This is a genomic window from Curtobacterium sp. ODYSSEY 48 V2, assembly GCF_023712625.1.
GTDB lineage: Bacteria > Actinomycetota > Actinomycetes > Actinomycetales > Microbacteriaceae > Curtobacterium.
Window position 1 is genome coordinate 172,868 of the sequence record NZ_JAMAXX010000005.1, and the last position, 22,947, is coordinate 195,814.

The window sequence follows — 22,947 nt, forward strand, 5'->3', positions numbered from 1 at the left end:
ACGAGAGACCTTCCACGAAAGGGAACACAATGGCAAAGCAGACGATTCTCGGCCGGATCTCCTCGCTCATCCGGGCGAACGTGAACCAGCTCATCGACGACGCCGAGGACCCGCAGAAGATGCTGGACCAGCTCGTCCGCGACTACACGAACAACATCGCCGACGCGAAGACGGCGATCGCGCAGACGATCGGCAACCTCCGCCTGCTCGAGCAGGACCACGAGGAGGACAAGCGCGCGGCGACCGAGTGGGGTCAGAAGGCCGCCAACGCCTCGGCCGCCGCCGACAAGTACCGCGCCGAGGGCAAGACCGCGGACGCCGACAAGTTCGACAACCTCGCGAAGATCGCGATCGGCAAGCAGATCGCGGCCGAGCAGGAGGTCAAGGACAACGAGGGCCCGCTCGCCACGCAGAACGAGCAGGTCGAGAAGCTCAAGTCCGGGCTGGCCGGCATGGAGCAGAAGCTCGAACAGCTCAAGGCCAAGCGCGACTCGCTCGTCGCCCGGCAGAAGACCGCCGAGGCGCAGTCCAAGGTCAACGACGCCATCGGCAACATCGACATCACCGATCCGACGAGCGACCTCAACCGCTTCGAGGAGAAGGTCCGCCGCGAGGAGGCGAAGGTCCTCGGGCAGCAGGAACTGCAGTCGTCGAGCCTGGACGCGCAGTTCGAGAGCCTGGAGGACGTGGGTCGCGACGCCGAGGTCGAGGCACGTCTCGCCGCACTGAAGAACGGCGGGTCCGCGGGTATCTGACGCGGAACTGCGGACGGCGCCGGACCCGGCTGCCAGACTGAGACGATGCAGTTCCTCGTCGTCGGTCAGTGGCAGGGTTCGGCGTCGTCGCGCGCGATGCGCCTCGGCGACGGAGCACAGGCCATCGCAGCCGATCTCCCCCGCGCCGCCACGACCGTCGTCGACGTGCCGGCCGGCGCGGGCGACCGGCTCGAGACCGCCGTCGCCCGCTACACGTCGGTCCGTGCCGTGGCCGACCGCGTCGCCGAGGAGACCGGCGTCGCGAGCGAACCCGTCCTGGTGGTCGGTGGTGACGGGTCGAGCGTGCTCGGCGCCTCCGTGCTCGTGCGTCCGGACACCGCGTTCGTGCGCATCGCCGGATCGAGCGGCTACCGGTCGCTGAACCGCGCACAACCCGTCGCAGCCGAGACCGCCGTCCTGCGCCTGCTCGTCGACCGCCCGGAGGACCTCTTCCCCGACCTGCCGGTCCTGCACCCGGCCAGGGTCGTGCTCGCCGGGGTCCGCGGAGTCGAGGACGCCGAGATCGCCGCCCTCGACCGGGTCGGGATCACCCACCTCGACGTGGACGCGGCGACGCCGGACGCGATCGCGGTCGCGGTCGGGTCCACCGGCGCCGAGCGCGTCTTCGTCCACGTCGACCTCGACGTGCTCGACCCGGCCGAGGTGGACGGGCTGCTCGAGCCGGTGCCCTTCGGGATCGACGCCTCCGGTCTGGTCGAGCGCATCCAGGCCGCGACGCGGGGACGGCGACTCGTCGGGGCCGCGCTGACCGGCTTCGCACCGGTGGACCCCGACCGAGCGGTCGACGACCTGGGCGTGATCCTGCGTGCGGTCGGTGCCCTGACGACCGCGTCCCGCACCACCGACCGCGGCTGACCGGTCCTCCGCATCCGCGCCGCGCCGTGCACGGCCGACGCCCCGCCGCTCCGCGTAGGTTCGGGAGCATGACGGACTACGACCTCATCGTGATCGGCGCCGGCGCTGTCGGCGAGAACGTGGCGGACTACGCCCACAAGCGCGGCCTGTCGGTCGCCGTGGTCGAGGCCGAACTGGTCGGCGGTGAGTGCTCCTACTGGGCGTGCATGCCGTCGAAGGCGCTCCTCCGCAGCGGCCACGCGGTCGCGGCTGCGAAGCGCGTCGACGGTGCCGCGCAGGCGGTCACCGGGCACGTGGACGCCGCGAAGGTGCTCGCGCGCCGCAACTCCTTCACCTCCGACTACCAGGACGACAGCCAGGTGGCCTGGCTCGAGTCCGCCGACATCGCCCTGATCCGCGGCCACGCCCGCATCACCGGCGAGAAGACCATCGAGGTCGGCGGCGAGACGCACACCGCACGCGCGGCCGTCGCCGTCGTGACCGGTTCGCTGCACCAGCTGCCGGACGTCCCCGGTCTCGCGGATGCGCAGCCGTGGGGCACCCGCGAGGGCACCAGCGCCCAGCAGGTCCCGGAGAGCCTGCTCGTCATCGGCGGCGGCGTCGCCGGCTCCGAGCTCGCGACCGCGTGGGCCTCCCTCGGGTCGAAGGTCACCCTGGTCGCCCGGCACGGGCTGCTCGGCGGCATGGAGCCGTTCGCCGGTGAGCTCGTCGCCGACGCGATGCGGGAACTCGGCATCGACGTCCGCACCGGTGTCAGCCCGACGCGCGTCGACCGCGACGAGCACGGCCTGGTCACCACGACGCTCGACGACGGCACCACGGTCGTGACGAGCGAGGTCCTCGCGGCGACGGGTCGGAAGGCGCACACCGCCGACCTCGGCCTCGACTCCGTGGGGCTCACCCCGGGCGACTGGCTGCAGGTCGACGACACGATGCTCGTGCAGGGCACCGACTGGCTCTACGCCGTCGGCGACGTCAACCACCGCGCACTCCTCACCCACCAGGGCAAGTACCAGGCACGCGCCGCCGGCGAGGCCATCGCCGCACGAGCGCAGGGCCGCCCGGTGCACGCCGAGCCCTGGGGCGCCCACGTCGCGACCGCCGACCACGCAGCCGTCCCGCAGGTCACCTTCACCGACCCCGAGGTGGCGAGCATCGGCCTGACCGAGGCCGCGGCACGCGAGCAGGGCATCGACGTCCGCGCGGTCGAGTACGACCTCGGTGCGATCGCCGGCTCGGCGCTGCAGGCCGACGGCTACACCGGCCGGGCGAAGATGGTCGTCGACGAGTCCCGCGGCGTCGTCGTCGGCGTGACCTTCGTCGGACAGGACGTCGCCGAGATGCTCCACGCGGCGACGGTCGCGGTCGTCGGCGAGGTCCCCGTCGACCGGCTCTGGCACGCGGTCCCGGCGTACCCGACGATGAACGAGGTCTGGCTCCGCTTGCTCGAGACCTACGGCCGACCGGAGTAGGGGTGCGCAACCCGCTCCTCGACTCCCCCGTCTCGCGCGCCGGTTGGGTGTTCGCGACCGCGGTCGGACTGGCCGTCGGGGTGCCCTTCTCGACCGGGCGGATACGGGTCGAGGACGGGTTGATCGTGTGCACGGGGCTGCCGCGCTGGGCGTTCCGGCGCGGCGGCACGTGCGTCGGGTCGGTGTACCTGACGCGGGACAACGACGGCCCGCGCGTGCTGCGGCACGAACGGGTGCACGTGACGCAGTGGCGTCGCTACGGCATGCTCATGCCGCTGCTCTACGCCCTCGCGGGGCGCGACGCCGCCCGCAACCGCTTCGAGGTGGAGGCCGGTCTCGAGGACGGCGGCTACCGCTGACCGGGTGACCCACCACCGGACGGGAGGCGCACGGCGGGTCCGCCCCGTGCCTCCCGTCCGTCAGGCGGTCCGCTCCGAGCCACCGAGCGGGCCGGATCCGTCACCCTCGTCACCCCGGACCGACGGATCGCACCCGCTCGACGAACGCGAGCGGCATGTCCTGCCCGCTCGGGGCAGGCAGCACCCGCGCCGAGCCGTCGGCGGTCAGGCGACACGCCGGCGTGGCACCACCAGGGGTGTCCCGGTCTCCGGGTCGGGCACGACCACGCAGGGCAGTCCGAAGACGTCCTCCACCAGCTCCGAGGTCAGCACCGCGGCCGGCGTGCCCTGTGCCACGATCGCCCCGTCGCGCATCGCCACGAGGTGCGTCGCGTACCGGGCGGCCTGGTTCAGGTCGTGGAGCACCGCCACGACGGTGCGGCCCGCCGCGTGCAGTGCCGAGGCGAGCTCGAGCACGTCGTACTGGTGCGCGATGTCGAGGAACGTCGTCGGCTCGTCGAGCAAGACGATGTCGGTCTCCTGCGCCAGCACCATCGCGATCCACACGCGCTGCCGCTGCCCACCCGAGAGCTCACCGACGCTCCGGTCGGCGAGCGACACGGTGTCGGTCTGCTCCAGCGCGGCCTGCACGGCGGTGCGATCGGAGCCGGACGACGGGTGCAGCAGGTCCTGGTGCGGGAAGCGGCCGCGGGACACGAGGTCCCGGACGATGATGCCCTCGGGTGCGACGGGCGTCTGGGGCAGCATGCCGACCCGACGGGCGACGGCCTTCGGGCGGAGCGAGTCGATCGGGGTGCCGTCGAGGAACACCGTACCGGCGCTCGGCCGGAGGGTGCGGGCGAACGCCTTCAACAGGGTCGACTTGCCGCAGGCGTTCGGACCGACGATCACGGTGAGTTCCCCGTCGGGCACGTCGACGTCGAGCGACGACACCACGGTCCGGTCGTCGTACGCCAGGGTCAGCCCGCGCGCCCCCAGGGCCGTCGTCGGGACGGGACCACCGGCTCGCCCGGACGGCGCCGGGGCGGACGCTGCCGTGTTCAGTGCTCGGCCTTGCCGTGCCGCCAGTACCCCATGAACGCGACCTGCCGACGGTCGAGTCCGACGCCGCGCACGAGGTGTCGGCGGAGCTCCTTCACGCAACCGGCCTCGCCCGCGATCCAGGCGTACACCGGTCGTTCGTCGAGCGCGGCCGGCACGTCCCAGAGCACCTGCTCGTCGACGTCCACGTCGGCCAGGTCCACGGCGCCGCGCACCGGCTCCGCCACCGAGGCGGCCCCGGTCGTGACCTCGGCGGCCCAGGCGTGCACCTGGTCCGTCATCCGGACCCCGTGCGAGGCACCGTTGCGGGCGATCCACCGCACCTCGACACCGGCGGGTGCGGTGACCGGCAGCCGGTCGGCGTCGGTCGGGACCTCGATGAAGACGTGTCCGACGGTCGCCACGTCGAGTGCCTCGAGGATGGCGCAGATCGCGGGAGCGGCGGTCTCGTCCCCGGCGAGCAGGATCCGGGTCGCGCTCCCCGGCGCGAACTCGGCGGCGCCGCTCGGCAGCTCGGCGGGCGAGGACGGCACGGCCGGACCGACGATGCGGAGCTCGTCCCCGACACGGCACGCCGACACCCACCGCGAGGCCGGTCCGGTGTCCCCGTGCGCCACGAAGTCGATGTCGAGCTCGCGGGCGTCCGGACGGAAGGACCGGACGGTGTAGGTGCGCAGCGGGTTCCGCTCGGCGTCGGGCAGTGCGCGCCACGCGCCGTACCAGTCGTCACCGTCGGGCAGGTCGGTGAACCCGTGTCCGGGGATCGGCAGGACGACCTTGATCCGCTGGTCGAGCCCGACCGCGGAGAAGTCCGCGAGCGCGTCACCGGTGAGCGTCACCCGGACGAACGACGGGGTGAGCGCCGACACGGCCGCGACGCGGACGGAGAAGACTCGGTACCGGGCTGCCACGAGGTACGAGTATGGCATGCCTTACCTAAGGCTTCCAGGGTGCAACGGGGTACCCGACGAGGTGCGAGGATCGGACCCGTGCACGAACCCGACGACGAATTCTCGGACCTGGCCGCGCTGGCGGCTGCGAGCGGCGTGACGGAGCCGCTCCGCGCCTCCCGGCAGGTGGTCCGGACCGACGACGGACGCGAGACCGCGGCGATCCGCTGGGACACGGCGGACGGCCGGGAGGCACGGATCACCTACCTGCACGGGCTCGGCATCGACGCGCACAGCTTCGACCAGACCGCGATCGCGGTCGGGCAACCGGCGGTCGCCCTCGACCTGCCCGGGCACGGCCGGTCGTCCTGGCGGGACGACGCCGACTACGGCGCGAGCGCGACGGCGCCGCAGGTGCTGGCCGCGCTCGACGCCCTCGGGGTCCCGCCGGGCGTGGTCGTCGGCCACTCGCTCGGTGCCATCCTCGCCGCCCGCCTGGCCGCGACCTCACCCGAGCGTGTCACCGGCCTGGTGCTCGTGGACATGTCCCCGGACTTCGCGCAGCGCGCCGTCGACCGCATCGCCCGGGCGCTGGAGGACGAGACGCCGTTCGCATCGCTCGACGAGGTCGTCGACCGCGCCGTCGAGGCCCGCGTCGGGGACGACCGCGCGGTGCTCCTCCGCGAGGCCCGGCACACCACCCGGCTCGGCGAGGACGGCCGGCTCGTCCGCCGGCACCACTTCCCCCACCTGCCCTCGGGCCGGACGGCGTCGGTGGGGCGGTTCGCCGACGCGTGGCCCGACCTCGAGGCCCTCGCCGTGCCGGTGCTGCTCGTCCGGGGTGACCGCGGGTACGTCTCGCCGAAGCTGCACGCCGGCTTCACCGAGCGGCTCCCGGACGCCGAGGTCGTGACGGTGACGGCACGGCACGCGGTGCAGAACCAGGCCCCCCTCGAACTGGCGTCGGCGATCCGGGCATGGGGAGCACGGCACCGGTTGTTGCACGAGGTCCAACAACCGTCATCCGGCCCCGAACGCCGGTAACCTCGTGCGAGCGCGCCGCGACGACCGTCGCCCCACGCGCCCGGAAGGAACCCACAACCCATGAGTCCGCTCCTCCCCCGCCGCGGTGGCCGTGCAGCACGCGTCGCCCTGGCCGCCACCGCGGTCGCCCTAGCCTCTGCCCTGACGCTCACCGCCTGCTCGGGCTCCGACAGCAGCAGCGGTGGCGACGACGCCACCGTGCGCGTCGGCCTCGTGCTCGAGCCCACGAGCCTCGACATCCGCACGCAGTCCGGTGCCGCGCTCGACCAGGTGCTCATCGACAACGTGTACCAGGGCCTGGTGGGCCGGACGGCGGACGGGAAGATCCGCGACGTGCTGGCGTCGAAGCACGAGGTCTCGTCGGACGGGAAGACGTACACGTTCACCCTCCGCGACGGCACGACCTTCCAGGACGGCAAGCCCGTCACCGCCGCCGACGTGGTCTGGTCGCTCCAGCAGGCGAAGGACAACTCGTCGTACGTGGACTCCGCCAAGCTGGCGGGCGTCTCGTCGATCAGCTCCCCGTCGGACGGGGTCGTCGAGCTGCAGCTCGAGGCGCCGGACTCCGATCTGCTCTTCAACCTGACCGGCCGCGCCGGACTCGTGCTCGAGCAGGCCGCGACGAACGACCTCTCCGACAGCGCCAACGGCACCGGACCGTACGAGGTGTCGGCGTGGAAGCAGGGCGACTCGCTCACCTTCAGCCGGAACGACGACTACTGGGGCACCGAGCCGAAGGTCGCGAAGATCGTGTTCCGGTACATCACCGACCCGTCGACCGCCGTCAACGCGATGGCCAACGGCGACCTCGACGTGCTGAACCCCGTCGACGGCACCCTGCAGGGCCAGCTGCAGGGCAACCCGGACATCGAGCTGCACCGCGGGAAGACGACCGACAAGTACACGCTCGCCTTCAACGACGCCCAGGTGCCCTTCACCGACGAGCGGGTGCGCCGGGCGATCCGGCAGGCGATCGACCCGAAGGCGCTCATCAAGGCCATCGGCGGCACGGGCGTCGAGCAGGGCGGACCGATCCCCGAGCTCGACCCCGGGTACGAGGACCTGACCGACATCGACGCGTACGACCCCGACAACGCGAAGAAGCTGCTGGCCGAGGCGGGGAAGACCGACCTGGACCTGACCCTCACCTACGCCAACGTCTACCCGGCGACGATCGGTGACGTGCTGAAGTCGCAGCTCGCCGACGTGGGCATCACCCTGAAGGTGGAGCGGGTCGACTTCGCGACGTGGCTCGACCAGGTCTTCACGAAGAAGGACTTCCAGCTCTCGGTGGTCGACCACGTCGAGGCCCGCGACTTCGGCAACTGGGCGAACCCGGACTACTACTTCGGGTACGACAACCGCGAGGTGCAGCGGCTCTACGCGGAGTCGATCGCCGCGACCTCGCAGACCGAGAAGGAACAGGCACTCCGCAAGGCTGCGCGCATGGTCAGCGAGGACGCCGCCGGCGAGTGGCTGTACACCGCGACGGAGATCACGGCCGTGCGCAAGGGCGTGACCGGGTTCCCGGTCGACGGCGGCAACTCGCGGCTCGACCTGGCCGGACTGGCCGTCCGGTGACCACTGCCCTGCCGGTCGCCGGGCGCTCGTCCGGCGCTGCGCTCCGGGCTCGCGCCGCCGCCCCCGTAGCATCGGACGCGTGACCCGGTTCCTCGTCGGGCGACTGCTGCTGCTCGTCGTCGGCCTGCTCGTGGCGAGCATCATCGTGTTCGCCACGCTGCGCGTGCTGCCCGGCGACGTCGCGCAGATCGTCGCCGGCACCCAGTCGACGCCGGCCCAGGTCGAGCAGCTCCGGCAGCAGCTCGGCCTCGACCGACCGGTCGTCGTGCAGTACCTCGACTGGATCGGCGGCGTGCTCCGCGGTGACCTCGGCCGGTCGCTCGTGACGAACGGCGCCGTCGGTCCGGAGATCGCGCAGAAGCTCGCCGTCACGCTGCCGCTCGCGGGGATGTCGCTCGTGGCCGCCCTCGTGCTCGGCGTCCCGCTCGGGGTGCTCGCCGCGGTGCTGCGCCGTCGGGCCGGCGGTGCGGTGATCGGCTTCGTCGCACAGGCGGTCGCGGCGGTCCCCGTGGTCTGGGCCGGCATGCTCCTCATCGCGCTGTTCGCCGTCACGCTGCACTGGCTGCCGACGCAGGGCTTCCCGCTCGACGGGTGGGACGAACCCGGTCGCGCGTTCTCGTCGCTCGTGCTCCCCGCGCTCACCATCGGCGCCGTCGAGGGTGCCGTGATCCTGCGCTTCACCCGCTCCGCCACGCTCACCGTGCTCGACGCCGACCACGTCCGGACCGCGGCGGCGATCGGCCTGACGCGCACGCGGGCGCTCCTGCGGCACGGCCTGCCGTCGGTGGCGCTCACCGTGCTGGCCGTCCTCGGCGTGCAGATCGCCGGTCTGCTGGTGGGGGCCGTCGTCGTCGAGCAGCTCTTCTCGCTCCCGGGGGTCGGACGGATGCTCGTGACCGACGTCGGGCGACGCGACGTCACGAAGGTGCAGTCGGAACTCCTCGTGCTCACGAGCCTGGTGCTGGTCGTCGGCTTCGCGGTCGACGTCGTGCACCGTGCGCTCGACCCCCGGCAGCGGGAGGTGGGCGAGTGATCCGCCGTCTCCTCGCCCGACCCACCGGCTGCTTCGCCGTCGTCGTGCTGACGCTCCTCGTCGTGCTCGCCGCGGTGTCCCTCGTGTGGACGCCCCAGGACCCGTTCCGCGCCGACCCCTTCCAGCAGTGGGCGTCACCGAGCCCCGCGCACTGGTTCGGCACCGACGCCGCAGGGCGGGACATCGCGAGCTACCTGCTCGCCGGTACCCGGACGACCGTGCTCGTCGCGGTCGGCTCCGGCGTCGTCGCGAGCGTGGTCGGCATCGTCCTGACGGCGATCGGCTCGCTGACCACGAGGTGGGTCCGCGAGGGCACCGCCGTCCTCCTCGACATCCTCGTCGCGTTCCCCACGCTGCTGACCGCCATGCTCCTGACGGCGGTGTTCGGCGGGTCGCTCGGCGTCGTGGTGGTGAGCGTCGGGCTGTCGTTCGGCGTGACGATCGCCCGCGTCGCGCGCGGCGAGATCCGCCGCATCGCCCGGAGCGACTACGTCGTCGCCGCTCGGGCCTCCGGCGTCGGGCCCCTCGGCGTGCTCACCCGCCACCTGGTGCCGAACGCAGCGCCACTGTTCACCGTGCAGCTCTCGCTCGCGATGGCGACGGCGGTCCTCGCCGAGGCCGGCCTCTCCTACCTCGGCTACGGCGCGGGGTCGGACACGGCGTCGTGGGGCAACCTGCTCGCCGACCTGCAGACGTACATCGGCGTGCACCCGTGGAGCGCGACCTGGCCGGGCGCCGCGATCGCCCTCGTCGTCGCCGCGCTCTCGCTGCTCGGTGACGCGGTGCGCGACGCGACCGACCCGCGCCTGACCACCGGCGACCGAGCGGTCACGGGCTCGCCGACTGCGACGGGCACCCCGGCCGGCGACGACCCGGCCCCCGGCGAGCCGACCGACGACGACCCGGCCACCGGCGCCCCGGGCGCAGACCGACGCGCACCGGGCGGCACCACGACGACCCCGGGGGTGACGGCGTGAGCGACCACCGGACCGGACGCGACGGTCTCGAGGTGACCGGACTCACGGTCCGCATCGCGGGGCGGACGGTGCTCGACGACGTGACGTTCACCGTGCCTCCCGGCCGACGCGTCGGCGTGATCGGCGCGTCAGGATCCGGCAAGTCGATGACCTCGCTCGCCCTGATGGGCCTCCAACCGACGGGGGCCGAGGTGACCGGGAGCATCCGCCTCGACGGCACCGAGCTCGTGGGGATGCGTGATCGGGACCGTGCGCGCCACCGCGGATCCGGCATCGGCATGGTGTTCCAGGAGCCCGCGACCGCCCTGGACCCGCTCCGCCGGATCGGTGCGCAGGTGGCGGAACCGCTCCGACTGCACCGCGGGCTGGACCGCCGTGCGGCCGCCACCGCCGCGGTCGCACTCGCCGACGCCGTCGGACTGCCCGACCCCGCCGCGCTGCTCCGCCAGTACCCGCACCAGCTGTCCGGTGGGCAGCGGCAGCGCATCTGCATCGCGATGGCGATGGCCGGCTCCCCCGCCTACCTCGTCGCCGACGAGCCGACGACCGCGCTCGACGTCACCACCGAGGCCCGGATCCTCGAGCTCTTCGAACGGCTCTCGACCGAGCGCGGGACCGGCATGCTCTTCGTGACGCACGACCTCGCGGTGCTCGCCCGCATCGCCGACACCGCCGTCGTCCTCGATCACGGCCGCGTGGTCGAGCAGGCATCGGTGCGGTCGCTGCTCGACGCCCCGCAGCACCCGGCGACGGCGGCCCTCGTCGACGCCGCCCGCGCCACCGCCCGCCGCACCGGAGGCTCCGCATGACCGACGCGCTGCACGCCAGCGGCCTCCACCGCACGTACCGCCTGCCACGCCGTGGCCCCTTCGAACCCGGGCCGGTGCGGACCGCCGTCGACGGGGTCGACCTGACGGTCGCCTCCGGGGCGCGGCTCGGCATCGTCGGTGAGTCCGGTTCCGGCAAGTCGACGCTGGTGCGGCTGCTCGCCGGCCTGGAGGCACCCACCGCGGGCTCCGTGACGGCCGGCGGTCGTCCCGTGGTCGCGTCGGCCTCCGCGGCCGCGATGCGCTGGTTCCGTCGCGAGACCGGGGTGGTGTTCCAGGACCCGTACGCGTCCCTCGACCCGCGGATGCGCGTCGGCGCGATCGTCGCCGAGCCGCTCCGTGCGCTGCAGCTACCGGGTGACCACCGCGCGCTCGTGGCCTCGGTCCTGGAGCGCGTCGACCTGCCCGCCGACGCCGCCGACCGGTACCCGCACGAGTTCTCCGGCGGGCAGCGGCAGCGCATCGCGATCGCCCGTGCGGTGGTGCACTCCCCGCGGATCCTGTTCGGGGACGAGCCGATGAGCGCCCTCGACGTGGTCGTCCGCGCGCGGGTGATCGACCTGTTCCGCTCGCTCGCCGACGACCTCGGGCTGACGCTCGTGCTCGTGTCGCACGACATCGGCGTGGTGCAGCGGCTGTGCGACACCGTGGCGGTGCTCTCCGAGGGGCGGATCGTGGAGCAGGGGCCGGTGTCGCTGCTCGACGACCCGCGGCACCCGGTGACGCGCGCGCTGGTGGCGGCGGCGCCGACGCTGCCGTAGGGGCGCGGCGGTGGTCGGGGGTCGGCGTCGTCGGCGGTCATCGTCGGTCATCGTCGGCGGTCGGCGTCGTCGGCGTCGTCGGCGGTCATCGTCGGCGGTCGGCGTCGGTGGGGGTCGGTCGGCGGGCGTCGCGCGGGCGGAGTGGGCGATGTGGGCGATGCGACACTTCCGCTGTCGTACGACGACCACGGTGTCGCTCGGCCCGACAGCCGCGACCGGGCTCCGGTCAGGACGACAGATGCGCTGTCGTACGACGACCACGATGTCGCGCCATCCTCCCGAGCCGCGACATCGCACGCGTCGATCGACGTGCGCATCGTCGCAGTCGCGACGCGCCGACGCCGGTGACCAGCCCGCGTCAGCCCGGCGTCACCACGTCGCCGGGTGCCGCCGCTGCCACCGCAGCCGCCGCTCGAGCTGCGCCCCGATGGCGAGCAGCACGCGCTCCCCGCCCGGCCGTCCGATGAGTTGCACACCCATCGGTAGGCCCGCCCCGTCCGGGTGGTCGTCGTCCGTCACCCCGACCGGCAGCGTGATCGCGGGCAGCCCCGACACGTTCGCCATCGAGGTCCAGGGCGAGTAGGCGCACTGCCGCCGGAAGTCCTCCTCGGGGTCGTCCCCGTACCAGCCGAGCGGCCGCGGGGTCAGCGCCAGCGTCGGGGTGAGCACGGCGTCGTACGGCGCGAACGTCCGGATCAGCCCGGCCGAGAACGCGTCGAGCGTCGTCATCGCGTCGAGCACCTGCGTCGCGGTCAGCGCACGTCCGCGCTCCACCAGCCACGACACCAGCGGGGTGAGCGCGGACAGGTCGATGCCGGGCACGCGGGGCAGCCCCGCAGCGCCGGACTCCCACGCCACCCGGAACGCCTCGGCGTACGGCAGCCGGGGCATCGCGACGTCCTCGACCCCGTGCCCGACCTCGCCGAGCACCCGCACGGCGGTGTCGACCGCTGCCCGGGCGGCGGGGTCGACCACGACGTCGACGGTGTCGTCCCACGGCGAACCGTCGAGCACGCCGACCACGAACCGCCCCTCGCCGCGCACCGCAGCGGCGGTGAAGGGCCCGTCCCCGACGTCGGGCGTGACCAGCGCGTACGGCGAGGGCTCGGGCAGCCCGGTCGGTGCGACCAGGGCGTCGAGGAGCATCCCGGCGTCGGCGACGTTCCGCGTGATCGGCCCGGCGACGCTCAGCCCGCCGAGGCCGGACCGACCGGGCATCGACGGCACCCGGCCACGGCTCGGCTTCAGTCCGACGAGACCGGTCGCTGCGGCGGGGATGCGCACCGATCCCCCGCCGTCCGTCCCCACGGCCGCGGGCACGAGTCCGGCGGCGACGGCCACGGCGGTGCCGCTCGACGATCCTCCGGGCGCCCGCGTGGTGTCGTACGGGTTCCGGGTGGTACCGATCCGGGTCTCCGACGATGACGACATGCCGAACTCCGGCGAGGTCGTCTTGCCGAGGCTCACCGTCCCCGCTGCGGCGAGCGCCGCCACCAGGGGGTGGTCGGCGGTCGCGGGTGTCACCGGCAGCGCGGCGGAGCCGTGCCGGGTGGGCACACCGGCGCGGTCGTACAGGTCCTTGTCGGCGGTGGGCAGGCCCCAGAGCGGCCGGGAGGTCGGGAGGAGCGTCCCCAGTCGCGCCGCGTGCTCGCGTGCGGTGTCGGCGGTGACGGCGACGAACGCCCCGAGGGACGGGTCGAGCCGCTCGATGCGGGCGAGGTAGTGCTCGGTCACCTCGAGCGCGGTCGCGTCCCCCCGACGGATCCAGTCCCAGAGTTCCTGCGCCGAGAGGTGGTGGAGTTCGAACACGGTCCCCGAGCCTAGGCCTGCAGGTGCACGGCGAGCACGTCCCGCACCGTCGTCCAGTCGTGCGGCCCGTAGCGGTCGTTCGCGACGTGGTGGAGCTCGGCCTCGCCGCTGAACATGCTGACGAAGTACTGCATCCCCTGCCAGGCGGGGAACGGCTCCGCGTCGTCGGCCCGCGAGAGCCGTCGTCCGACGCGTGCCATCGCGGAGAGCGTCCCGGAGGTCCCGGCCCACTGCGTGCGGAACCGGGTGCCGGTGAGCCGCGAGAGGGTGTCGGCGACGCGCCGGGCGGTGACCCGGTCGCCGGCGACCTCGACGACCCGCGGTGCGTCGGGGTCGAGGGCGACGCGCGCGGTGACCCAGGCGGTGTCGTCCTTCGTGGTGAAGTCGAGCACCTGGTCCGGGGACGACCAGTACAGGACGGTGCGACGGTCGAACAGGATCATCGGGGCCTGTCCGGTGAGCATGTCGGTGAACGCGCCGTTCAGCACGGAGGTCGCCCGGATCGGTGCGGCGTCCAGTGTCGCGGCGAACTCGCGGCGCAGCTCGAAGTTCCGGTTCGTCCCGGGGGTGATCGCGCGGTAGTCGGCCGAGTAGTCCGACGGGACGAACCGCGGGACGCCGGCGTCGACCGCCGCGGCGAGCAGCGCGGTCTGTGCGTCGACGACCACGGAGCGGGTGCCGCTCACCGCCGAGACGACGACGTCGACCCCGGCGAGCGCCGTCACGAGTCCGTCGTGGTCGTCGTAGGCGGCGCTGACGACGGAGACACGGTCGGACCGTGCGGTGAGCCGGTCGGCCGCGGGCCCGGTGGCCGAGCGGCTCAGTGCTCGGATCCGGACGTCGGGGTCGGCCGCGAGGAGCGCGTCGACGATGCGGGAACCGAGGTCCCCGGTGGCGCCGGCGACGAGGACGGTGGTGCTGGTCATGCACCCGACGCTACGCACGGGCGTCCGGCTCCGTCCGTCACCTGCATCCTTCGGTGGAACTCCCGGTGGTGCATCCCTCCGCCGGTCGTCCCGACGAACGGTCCTCCCTAGCGTCGGTGTCATGACGAACACGACCGAAGTCCGGCCCGGAGCCGGCACCGCTGCACCCCGTGCGACGGGGGTCCGGGGTGTGGTGTCCCGGCACCCGCTCGCCTCCTTCGCCACCCTGGCGCTCGGCCTCAGCTGGCTCGCGTGGGTGCCCTACATCCTGAGCCCGCACGGCCTGGGCGTGTGGGACCTGCACTTCCCGGAGTTCCTCGGCACGGCCCAGTTCACCGGGATCCTGCCCGGCGCGCTCCTCGGCCCGCTCGGCGGTGCGTTCGTGGTGACCGCCCTCGCCGACGGCCGTCCGGGCCTGCGGCGCTGGGTCGGTCGGCTCTGGCGGTGGCGGGTCTCCTGGTACTGGTACGCACTGGCACTGGTCGGCGTCCCGGCGCTCATCGTCCTGACGGGTCTGCCGTTCTCCGGCGGGAACGTCCAGGCACCGACCGCCCTCGCCCTGCTCGCCCTCGTGCCGGGTCTCGTGGTGCAGCTGTTCACCACCGGCCTGTCGGAGGAGCCCGGCTGGCGCGACTTCGCCCTCCCCCGACTGCAGGACCGCTTCGGACCGCTCGGCGCCGCCGCGGTGCTCGGTCCGCTGTGGGCGCTGTGGCACATGCCGCTGTACCTGTCGGACTGGGGCGGATGGCCGGACGCGCACTGGTCGGAGCCGGTCGTCTTCGCGCTCTTCACGATCACGTTCAACGTCGTGATGTCGTGGGTGTTCAACCGCACCGGCGAGAGCCTGCCGATCGCACTGCTGCTGCACGTCGGCGTGAACAACACCATCTCCACCCTGTGGGCGGACATGTACCCGGGGATGACCGCGGGCACGATGATGCACGGGCTCACGATCGTCTCGACGGTGGCCGCCGCCGTCCTGCTGGTCGCCACCCGGGGCCGGCTCGGGTACGACCGCCGGCCGGGAGGCTCGGACCACCTCCCCGCGTCGACCTCCGCCCGCCTCGTAGGATCGAACGATGGCACCCGCTGAAGCGAGTGCGGCTCGCGTCGCCGCCGACCCCCGCACCGCGCGGGAGGTCAACGGCGACCGTCGCCTGCGCCGCACCGACGTCCTGGTCGCGGTCGCCACCGCCGTCGTCTCGCTCGCGCTGCTGCTCGGGCTGCCGCCGCTGGATGCAGCCGATCCGGACACGCTGGGTCGACCGCTCACGTCCCCGGCTGTCGGGAGCCTGCCGTGGATCGTCCTGCTGCTGGGACTCCTCGGGCAGTCCGCGGCGCTGCTGGCCGCACGCCGGGTGCCGCGCGCGGTGCTCGTCGCCGGCGCCGCGGTCCCGGTGGTGGTGGCCGGTCTCATTCCCGGCGGCAGTGACCTGTTCGGCCTGACGGCGCTTCCCGTCGTCGTCGCCGTCGTCCTCGCCGCCGTGCGGGCGCCGCTCGTCCGGCTGTGGCCGGCGCTCGTCGCCGCCGCGGTCCTCGTGACGCTCGGCACCGCCTGGCACTGGGTCGTCCTGAGCGGACTCGACCGGAGTCGACCGTTCCTCCTCGCGCTCGGAGAAGCATTGCCCCAGGGTGTCACGCAGGCCATCGGGGCCGTCGGGCTCCCGCTCGTCGTGGCGCTCGTGGTGCGGTCCCGGCGCGAGGTCCGGGCCGCGAGGGACGCCGAGGTCGTCGCCCGGACCGCGGAGGCCTCCGCCGCGGTCCGCGAGCAGGACGCCCGGGTCGACGCAGCCGTGTCCCGCGAACGAGCGGCCATGGCGCGGGAGCTGCACGACATCGCGGCCCACCACCTGTCCGGGATCGCCCTCATGTCGGCCGTCATCGACCGGCAGATCGACACCGACCCGACCGCGGCGCACGAGGGCGTCCGTCAGGTGCGGGAGCAGAGCACCGCGGTGCTCGAGGACCTCCGTCGCCTGGTCGGCCTGCTGCGGGACGACGCCCCCGCGGAACGTGCCGTCGAGACCGTCGCGGGCATCGTGGACCTGGTCGAGCGTGCCCGGTACCGGTCGGACGTGCGGCTCGAGGTCCTCCGCGGTGCGCACGAGGTCGCCGAGGGCGTCGGGCCCCTGGCGCAGCTCGCGGCCTACCGCACCGCGCAGGAGGCACTGGCGAACGCCGCCCTGCACGCACCCGGCGCCGTCGTCACGGTCACGCTCGACGACCGTGCAGTCGACCACCTGGAGCTGACCGTCGAGAACGCCGCACCCGCGGTGTCCGCGCCGAGCGCGGACGCTCCCGCTGGACCGGGCGAGCCGACCCCGGAGGGTCCGGGAGCAGGCGGCAACGGACTGCGCGGGATGCGTGAGCGGGCGGACCTGGTGGGGGCGCGCCTCCAGACCGGGACCACACCGGACGGCGGCTGGGTCGTGACGCTGCGACTCGGACGCGAGACGCCCGAGGTGACCCGGTGATCCGGGTCCTGGTGGCGGACGACCAGCCGCTCGTCCGGGCGGGGGTGTCGGCGCTCCTGGCGGCCGAACCGGACGTTGAGGTGGTCGGCGTGGCGGCGGACGGCGGCGAGGCCCTTACGCTCGCACGGAGCACGCGGCCGGACGTGGCGGTGCTCGACATCCGGATGCCGGTCCGGAACGGCATCGAGGTGGCGCGGGAGCTCTGCGCTCCTGACGCGGACCCGGCGGTGCCGGTGCTGATGCTGACGACCTTCGACCTCGACGACCTGGTGTTCGGGGCGCTCGAGGCGGGGGCGTCCGGGTTCCTGCTCAAGGACGCGGAGCCGGACGTCATCGTCGGTGCGGTGCGGCAGGTCGCCGCCGGGAACGGCACGATCGACCAGAGCCTGACGCGGCGGGTGCTGCGGGAGTTCGTGTCGCGGCGGAGCCTGCAGCCGGTGACGGGCGACCGGGCCTCGGAGCTGCTGACCGCGCGGGAGCGGGACGTGCTGCTGCTCCTCGCACAGGGGATGTCGAACGAGGAGATCGCCGAGGCACTCGTCGTCGAGGTCTCCACGGTGAAGTCGCACCTGGCGCGGATGCTGCCGAAGCTCGGGGTGCGCTCGCGCCTGCAGGCGGTGGTCTGGGCGTACCAGAACCGCGTCGTGGCCGTCCCCGAGGGCTAGGGGGCGGTCACCGCCGTCCGGTGCCCGACGCCCCGCGCAGGGCCGACAGCACGGAGGACCGGACCGCGGCGTCGCCGTCGCGGGCCGGGTCGACCAGGACCGCGCGCATCCCCGCGGCACGTGCCCCGGCGACGTCACGCTGCGGGTCGTCGCCGACGAACAGGCACGCGGCGGCCGGCACGCCGAGCTCGTCGGCGACCTGCTCGAACGCGCGTCGGTCCGGCTTGGCCACCCCGATCCGCTCCGACGTGCACACGACGTCGACGAGGTCCGACAGCCCCGTGGCGGCGAGCTTGTCGCGCTGCTGCTCCTCGGTCCCGTTCGTCAGGACACCCACGGCCCGGTCGGCGTCGCGGACCGCGCGCAGGAGCGGAGCACTCCCGGGGAACGGACGCCAGGCGGCCCGGTACGCGGCGAGGTAGCGGCCGAACAGGAGGTCGAGCTCGTGCGGGTCGTGCGGTGGCCGGAGCCCGGCGAGGGGCAGGACCTCGACGAGCCGGGCTCGACGCTGCTCGGCGAAGTCGACCTCCCCGCGTCGCCACCGTTCGAAGTGCCGTTCCTCCGCCTCGGCCCACGCGGCCCGCAGGCGGTCGGTCGCGGCGACACCGAGCGCGCCGAGGAGGTCGTCGACGGCTCGCGCCGCTGCTCCCGCGTGGTCGAACAGGGTGCCGTCGAGGTCGAACACCACGGCACGGACGTCGAGGGTCATCCCCGCACCGCGTCGACGACCCGTCCGACCGCGGCCGCGACGGCCCGCTCGCGCACGGTGGGGTCCTCGTGCTCGGACTCGTGGACGAACGCCGTCGCCCCGCGGGCCGCGCCGCAGAAGTCCACGACGCCGTGCTCGAGCTGCGTCCGCAGTGCCTGCTCGTACCCGTGCCGCTCGTACACCCCGGCGTCGTCCCCGGCGATCGGCAGCAGGTGCACCGTCAGCCGGCCGAGCCGACGGTCGATGCGCCCGTCCTCGCCGACGCCGAAGGCCCACCCGTTCACGAACACCCGGTCGAGCCAGCCCTTGAGCAGCGCGGGCACCGACCACCACCAAACCGGGAACACGAGCACGAGGTGGTCGATCCCGTCGAGGCGCGCCTGTTCGGCCGCGACGTCGGGCGCCGGGTCGGTCCCCGTCCGGTAGGTGTGCCGGTCGGCGGCGGTGAACCGGGGGTCGAAGCCCTCGGCGGCGAGGTCGGCGACCGTGACGGGGCCCGCGCCGGCGGCGTCGAGCGCCGCCTCGAGGCGGTGGGCGACGGCGAGCGTCAGCGAGTCGGGGTCCGGGTGGGCGGTCACGATGAGCGTCGACACGGCTCGATCCTGCCAGCAGCGGGTGCACGGACGCCCCACCGGACGGGAGGCGCGGTGCGGGCCGGCACCGCGCCTCCCGTCCCGGCGGGTGGGGACGACGTCAGTCGTCGTAGCGGTAGAAGCCCTGTCCGGTCTTCACGCCGAGACGGCCGGCGTCGACGTGCTCGCGCAGCAGGCGACGCGGACCCTCCGGCAGGCGCGGGTCCTCGGCCGCGTAGTGCTCCTCGATGTCGAGGACCACGTCGAGGCCGACCTGGTCCATCATCCGGAAGGGCCCGGCCGGTGCGCCGCTGTTCACCTGCCACATGGCGTCGACGTCCTCGGGCGTGGAGACGCCGTCGGCGACGACCGCGAGCGCCTCGCGCTTGATGGCCGCCCAGATGCGGTTGAAGATGAAGCCGGTCGACTCGCGGCGGGCCAGGAACGGGTGGACGCCGTAGCGGGGCAGCGCCTCGAGCAGCAGGTCGATCACGGCGGGGTCGGTCTGGCCGTCGCTCATCAGGTCGACGGCGTTCTGCTGCGGCGGCATGTAGAAGTGCACGTTGAGGACGCGCTCGGGGTGCGCGACCTCGTCGATCACCAGGCGGCTGGCGTACGAGGACGAGTTCGTCGCGAGGATCGTGTCCGCGGCGACCAGTGCGTCGAGCCGTCCGAACAGCGGGGTCTTCAGGTCCAGGCGCTCGGGCACGGCCTCGACGACGAGCCAGGCGTCGACCACCGCGGCCTCGAGGTCCGCCTCGCCACGGACCGTCCCCGCGGTCGCGCCGTCGCGCGCGGCCACGATCCCGGGCAGGGTCTCCTCGACGTACGCGACGGCGGCGGCACGGACCTCCTCGGACAGGTCGTGGATCCGGACCTCGGCACCGCCGCTGGCGAACATCAGGGCGATCCGGCGTCCGAGGGTGCCACCGCCGATCACGGTCACGGGGCGGTCGGCGGTGTCGCGGGGCGGCTGGTAGGGCACGGGTTCCTGCTCTCGGTCGAGTTCGGTACAGTTCGTATTCGATACAGATCGTATCCAAGTTCCGAAGGAGATGGGCATGCGCGCCGACGACGTCCTCCAGCACCTGACCACCCCGCTCGCCGCGCCGGTCTACCCACTCCGGCCGACCCGGTTCACCGGCCGCGAGTACTTCAACGTCGTCTACCGCACCGACCCCGACGCGCTGCGCGCCGTGGTCCCGGAGCCGCTCGAGGTCACCGAACCGCTCGTCCGGTTCGAGGTCATGAAGATGGGCGAGGTCGACGGGTACGGCCCGTACGTCGAGTCCGGGCAGGCGATCCAGGTCGAGCACGAGGGCGAACGCGGCGAGTACCTGCACGCGATGTACCTCGACAATGCGGCCGCGACCCTCGCCGGCCGTGAGCTGAGCGCCTACCCGAAGGTCCTCGGCACGCCGGCGCTCCGCGTCGACCAGGGCGCGCTCGTCGGCACCCTCGACCGCGGGACCGAGCGGGTGGCCACCGCGACCATGGCGTACGAGTGGGAGCCGCTCGCCCACGACGCCGCCCTGGCGGAGATCACCGTGCCGACCTTCATGGTGAAGCTGGTCCCGGACCTTCGGACCCAGCGCCACCTGGTGGCCGACCTCGTCCGCACCGAGATCACCGACGTGACCGTCGAGCAGGCCTGGACCGGACCCGCCCGACTCCAGCTGTTCGCACACGCCCTCGCACCGATGGCGGACCTGCCGGTGCTCGAGGTCGTCCGCGCCTCGCACATCCTGACGGACCTGACCCTCGCCCCGGTGCGCACCGTGCACGACTACCTGGCCGACCGGCACTCGGCCTAGCCTGGAGCCGTGACCGAACCAGCCGCGCCGCGCGCCGTCCGCCGGCGGAGCAGCACCCGGGCGACGCTCATCGCGGCCGCGGAGGCGATCTTCCAGGAGACCGGGTCGACCTCGGTCAGCGTCGAGGCGGTCGTCGCCCGCGCCGGGTTCACGCGCGGGGCGTTCTACTCGAACTTCCGGACGGTCGACGAGCTGTTCTTCGCGGTCTACGAGCAGCAGGCCGAAGCCGTCTTCGCCGTGCTCGAACACGAGCTCGGCGCCGCACTCGACGGGCACCCGACGGTCGACGGGGTCGTGCAGGGCGTCGTGCACGGCCTGCCGCCCGAGGACCGCTGGTACGCGATCCGCTCGGTGCTCACCACGCGCGCCCGGCACGACCCCGAGGTGAACGCCCTGCTCCGCGCGCACACCGACCGGTTCCACGCGACGCTCCAGCCACTCCTCGTCGCAGCGTTGGAACGAGCCGGCCGGGTCCCCACCGTCGACCCGGCGCTCTACACGCGTGCGGTGGTGGCAGCCCACGTCGGGGCGGTCAGCCAGAGCGTGCTGTTCGACGGGACGGACGCGGTGCGGGTCGCGGCGGTCGAGGGGTGCATCCTCGGGCTCACGCGCCCGGCCTGAGCGCCGTCCCGGCCGTGGGACGATTGCCGGATGACCGCCACGCTCGTCGCCAAGGACCTCGCCGGCGGGTACGCCGCCCGCACGCTCTTCGAGGGCCTCGACCTCACCGTCGCCCCGGGTGACGTGATCGGCCTGGTCGGTGTGAACGGGGCGGGCAAGTCCACGCTCCTCCGCCTCCTCGCCGGCGTCGACGAGCCCCTCGCCGGGACGGTGTCGACGAACCCGCCGGACGCCTTCGTCGGCTGGCTCCCCCAGGAGCACGAGCGCATCGCCGGGGAGTCGGTCGCGGCGTACGTCGCCCGGCGCACGGGCTGCGCCGACGCCACGACGGACATGGACCGTGCTGCCGAGGCCCTGGGCGACCTGGACGGCGGCGACGCAGCGGCCGACCGGTACTCCACCGCGCTGGAACGCTGGCTGGCGTCCGGTGCCGCCGACCTCGAGGAGCGGCTGCCCGTCGTGCTCGCCGAGCTCGGGCTGGAGGCGACCCCGGACGGCTCCGGCGTCGGCCCGGACTCGCTGATGACCGCGCTGTCCGGCGGACAGGCCGCCCGGGTCGGCCTGGCCGCCCTGCTGCTCTCCCGCTTCGACGTCGTGCTGCTCGACGAGCCGACGAACGACCTCGACCTGGACGGGCTCGACCGACTCGAGCAGTTCGTCCGGGGGCTGCGCGGCGGTGCCGTCATGGTCAGCCACGACCGCGAGTTCCTCGCCCGATCGGTGACCGCCGTGCTCGAGCTCGACCTGGCGCAGTCGTCGCACCGGCTGTTCGGCGGCGGCTACGAGGCGTACCTCGAGGAACGCGAGATCGCCCGGCAGCACAAGCGCGACGCGTACGACGAGTACGCCGCGACGAAGGCCGACCTGGTCTCACGCGCACGGACGCAGCGCGAGTGGTCGAGCCAGGGCGTGCGGAACGCGATGAAGAAGAACCCCGACAACGACAAGATCCGCCGCCGGGCGGCGAGCGAGTCGAGCGAGAAGCAGGCGCAGAAGGTCCGGCAGATGGAGTCGCGCATCGCCCGGCTCGACGAGGTCGAGGAGCCCCGCAAGGAGTGGCAGCTCGCCTTCACCATCGGCAGTGCCCCGCGGTCCTCGGCCGTCGTCGCCACGCTGTCCGACGCCGTCTACGAGCAGGGCGACTTCACCCTCGGGCCCGTGTCGCTGCAGGTCGCCGGTGGCGACCGGATCGGCATCACCGGCCCGAACGGCGCCGGCAAGTCGACCCTGCTCCGCGCCCTGCTCGGCAGGACGGCGCCGACGAGCGGTTCGGCGTCGCTGGGCTCCAGCGTCGCGATCGGCGAGGTCGACCAGGCCCGCGCGGCGTTCGCGGGCGAGCAGCCCCTCGCCGCGGCGTTCGAGGAGCTCGTCCCCGAGATGACCACCGCCGACGTCCGGACCCTGCTCGCCAAGTTCGGGCTGAAGGCGGAGCACGTCGGTCGCCCGTCCGCTGCGCTCTCACCCGGTGAGCGGACTCGTGCCGGCCTCGCGCTGCTGCAGGCCCGCGGTGTGAACGTGCTCGTGCTCGACGAGCCGACGAACCACCTCGACCTGGCTGCGATCGAACAGCTCGAGCAGGCCCTGGAGTCCTACGACGGCACCCTGCTGCTCGTCACGCACGACCGGCGGATGCTCGACACCGTCCGACTGGACCGGCGCTGGCGGGTCGAGGCGGGTCGCGTCACCGAGGTGTGACGGGACGGCGGGGAGGCCCGTGGTGGACCCGTCGAGCGTCTCCTGA

General features: G+C 73.6%; 23 protein-coding genes. 16 read left to right on the forward strand and 7 right to left on the reverse strand.

Going from position 1 to position 22,947, the window contains the following annotated elements; genetic code table 11:
- Nucleotides 1–29 precede the first annotated feature (29 nt).
- From M3666_RS09380 to M3666_RS09395, 4 genes are all read left to right on the forward strand, one after another.
- The gene (locus M3666_RS09380) at nucleotides 30–755 is read left to right on the forward strand and encodes a PspA/IM30 family protein (protein ID WP_066654658.1); all 726 of its coding nucleotides are present in this window, start codon (nucleotides 30–32) and stop codon (nucleotides 753–755) included.
- Between the two features lie 45 nt (nucleotides 756–800).
- Nucleotides 801–1,631, forward strand: a complete 831-nt coding sequence (locus M3666_RS09385) for an arginase family protein (RefSeq protein ID WP_251155065.1) — start codon at nucleotides 801–803, stop codon at nucleotides 1,629–1,631.
- A 68-nt stretch (nucleotides 1,632–1,699) separates the two neighbouring features.
- Entirely contained in the window at nucleotides 1,700–3,103 is a 1,404-nt protein-coding gene (locus M3666_RS09390) for an NAD(P)/FAD-dependent oxidoreductase (protein ID WP_251155066.1), read from the forward strand.
- A 2-nt stretch (nucleotides 3,104–3,105) separates the two neighbouring features.
- Nucleotides 3,106–3,462: a Fe-S oxidoreductase gene (locus M3666_RS09395; protein ID WP_066654662.1), complete on the forward strand. Its 357-nt coding sequence runs from the start codon at nucleotides 3,106–3,108 to the stop codon at nucleotides 3,460–3,462.
- A 204-nt stretch (nucleotides 3,463–3,666) separates the two neighbouring features.
- Here M3666_RS09395 and M3666_RS09400 read toward each other — a convergent pair whose 3' ends face one another.
- Both M3666_RS09400 and M3666_RS09405 read right to left on the reverse strand, forming a co-directional pair.
- Nucleotides 3,667–4,440, reverse strand: coding sequence for an ABC transporter ATP-binding protein (locus tag M3666_RS09400; RefSeq protein ID WP_251155149.1), 774 nt, complete (start codon nucleotides 4,438–4,440; stop codon nucleotides 3,667–3,669).
- Nucleotides 4,441–4,502: 62 nt separating this feature from the next.
- Nucleotides 4,503–5,432: a siderophore-interacting protein gene (locus tag M3666_RS09405; protein WP_066654664.1), complete on the reverse strand. Its 930-nt coding sequence runs from the start codon at nucleotides 5,430–5,432 to the stop codon at nucleotides 4,503–4,505.
- A gap of 60 nt (nucleotides 5,433–5,492) precedes the next feature.
- On the opposite strand from M3666_RS09405, the gene M3666_RS09410 reads away from it, so the two are divergent.
- The 6 genes from M3666_RS09410 (at nucleotide 5,493) to M3666_RS09435 (ending at nucleotide 11,616) form a co-directional block, all read left to right on the forward strand.
- Nucleotides 5,493–6,437, forward strand: a complete 945-nt coding sequence (locus M3666_RS09410) for an alpha/beta fold hydrolase (protein ID WP_066654666.1) — start codon at nucleotides 5,493–5,495, stop codon at nucleotides 6,435–6,437.
- A 60-nt stretch (nucleotides 6,438–6,497) separates the two neighbouring features.
- Nucleotides 6,498–8,018, forward strand: coding sequence for an ABC transporter substrate-binding protein (locus M3666_RS09415; protein WP_251155067.1), 1,521 nt, complete (start codon nucleotides 6,498–6,500; stop codon nucleotides 8,016–8,018).
- A gap of 79 nt (nucleotides 8,019–8,097) precedes the next feature.
- Nucleotides 8,098–9,051, forward strand: a complete 954-nt coding sequence (locus M3666_RS09420) for an ABC transporter permease (protein WP_066654670.1) — start codon at nucleotides 8,098–8,100, stop codon at nucleotides 9,049–9,051.
- Nucleotides 9,048–10,028 (forward strand): ABC transporter permease, encoded by a 981-nt coding sequence (locus M3666_RS09425; protein WP_251155068.1) that lies wholly within the window; start codon nucleotides 9,048–9,050, stop codon nucleotides 10,026–10,028. Before M3666_RS09420 ends, M3666_RS09425 begins: the two co-directional genes overlap by 4 nt.
- On the forward strand, nucleotides 10,025–10,837 hold the full coding sequence (locus M3666_RS09430) for an ABC transporter ATP-binding protein (RefSeq protein WP_251155069.1): 813 nt from the start codon (nucleotides 10,025–10,027) through the stop codon (nucleotides 10,835–10,837). The genes M3666_RS09425 and M3666_RS09430 overlap by 4 nt, the downstream gene beginning before the upstream one ends.
- Nucleotides 10,834–11,616, forward strand: coding sequence for an ABC transporter ATP-binding protein (locus M3666_RS09435; protein WP_209682341.1), 783 nt, complete (start codon nucleotides 10,834–10,836; stop codon nucleotides 11,614–11,616). Before M3666_RS09430 ends, M3666_RS09435 begins: the two co-directional genes overlap by 4 nt.
- Nucleotides 11,617–11,985: 369 nt before the next feature.
- Here the strand turns inward: M3666_RS09435 and M3666_RS09440 are convergent, their stop codons facing one another.
- Nucleotides 11,986–13,425: an amidase gene (locus M3666_RS09440; RefSeq protein WP_251155070.1), complete on the reverse strand. Its 1,440-nt coding sequence runs from the start codon at nucleotides 13,423–13,425 to the stop codon at nucleotides 11,986–11,988.
- Between the two features lie 11 nt (nucleotides 13,426–13,436).
- Nucleotides 13,437–14,351 carry an NmrA family NAD(P)-binding protein gene (locus M3666_RS09445; protein WP_251155071.1) on the reverse strand — a complete coding sequence of 305 codons (915 nt, stop codon included), beginning with the start codon at nucleotides 14,349–14,351 and terminating at the stop codon, nucleotides 13,437–13,439.
- 121 nt (nucleotides 14,352–14,472) lie between these two features.
- Between M3666_RS09445 and M3666_RS09450 the strand changes: the two genes are divergently transcribed.
- From M3666_RS09450 to M3666_RS09460, 3 genes are read left to right on the forward strand one after another with little or no spacing between them, the layout of a single operon-like run.
- Nucleotides 14,473–15,444 (forward strand): CPBP family intramembrane glutamic endopeptidase, encoded by a 972-nt coding sequence (locus tag M3666_RS09450; protein ID WP_251155072.1) that lies wholly within the window; start codon nucleotides 14,473–14,475, stop codon nucleotides 15,442–15,444.
- A complete protein-coding gene (locus M3666_RS09455) occupies nucleotides 15,431–16,825 on the forward strand; it encodes a sensor histidine kinase (protein ID WP_251155073.1) in 1,395 nt (464 codons plus the stop codon). Before M3666_RS09450 ends, M3666_RS09455 begins: the two co-directional genes overlap by 14 nt.
- Nucleotides 16,822–17,490, forward strand: coding sequence for a response regulator (locus M3666_RS09460; protein WP_251155074.1), 669 nt, complete (start codon nucleotides 16,822–16,824; stop codon nucleotides 17,488–17,490). The genes M3666_RS09455 and M3666_RS09460 overlap by 4 nt, the downstream gene beginning before the upstream one ends.
- A 7-nt stretch (nucleotides 17,491–17,497) precedes the next feature.
- On the opposite strand, the gene M3666_RS09465 is transcribed toward M3666_RS09460, so the two are convergent.
- The 3 genes from M3666_RS09465 to M3666_RS09475 form a co-directional block, all read right to left on the reverse strand.
- Entirely contained in the window at nucleotides 17,498–18,199 is a 702-nt protein-coding gene (locus tag M3666_RS09465) for an HAD family hydrolase (RefSeq protein ID WP_251155075.1), read from the reverse strand.
- The gene (locus M3666_RS09470) at nucleotides 18,196–18,792 is read right to left on the reverse strand and encodes an NAD(P)H-dependent oxidoreductase (RefSeq protein WP_251155076.1); all 597 of its coding nucleotides are present in this window, start codon (nucleotides 18,790–18,792) and stop codon (nucleotides 18,196–18,198) included. Before M3666_RS09470 ends, M3666_RS09465 begins: the two co-directional genes overlap by 4 nt.
- 100 nt (nucleotides 18,793–18,892) lie before the next feature.
- Nucleotides 18,893–19,756 carry a 3-hydroxyacyl-CoA dehydrogenase family protein gene (locus tag M3666_RS09475; protein ID WP_066654690.1) on the reverse strand — a complete coding sequence of 288 codons (864 nt, stop codon included), beginning with the start codon at nucleotides 19,754–19,756 and terminating at the stop codon, nucleotides 18,893–18,895.
- Between the two features lie 76 nt (nucleotides 19,757–19,832).
- On the opposite strand from M3666_RS09475, the gene M3666_RS09480 reads away from it, so the two are divergent.
- From M3666_RS09480 to M3666_RS09490, 3 genes are read left to right on the forward strand one after another with little or no spacing between them, the layout of a single operon-like run.
- Nucleotides 19,833–20,585, forward strand: coding sequence for an acetoacetate decarboxylase (locus M3666_RS09480; protein WP_251155077.1), 753 nt, complete (start codon nucleotides 19,833–19,835; stop codon nucleotides 20,583–20,585).
- Between the two features lie 9 nt (nucleotides 20,586–20,594).
- Nucleotides 20,595–21,206 carry a TetR/AcrR family transcriptional regulator gene (locus M3666_RS17080; RefSeq protein ID WP_251155078.1) on the forward strand — a complete coding sequence of 204 codons (612 nt, stop codon included), beginning with the start codon at nucleotides 20,595–20,597 and terminating at the stop codon, nucleotides 21,204–21,206.
- A 30-nt stretch (nucleotides 21,207–21,236) separates the two neighbouring features.
- On the forward strand, nucleotides 21,237–22,901 hold the full coding sequence (locus tag M3666_RS09490) for an ABC-F family ATP-binding cassette domain-containing protein (RefSeq protein WP_251155079.1): 1,665 nt from the start codon (nucleotides 21,237–21,239) through the stop codon (nucleotides 22,899–22,901).
- Nucleotides 22,902–22,947 lie beyond the last annotated feature (46 nt).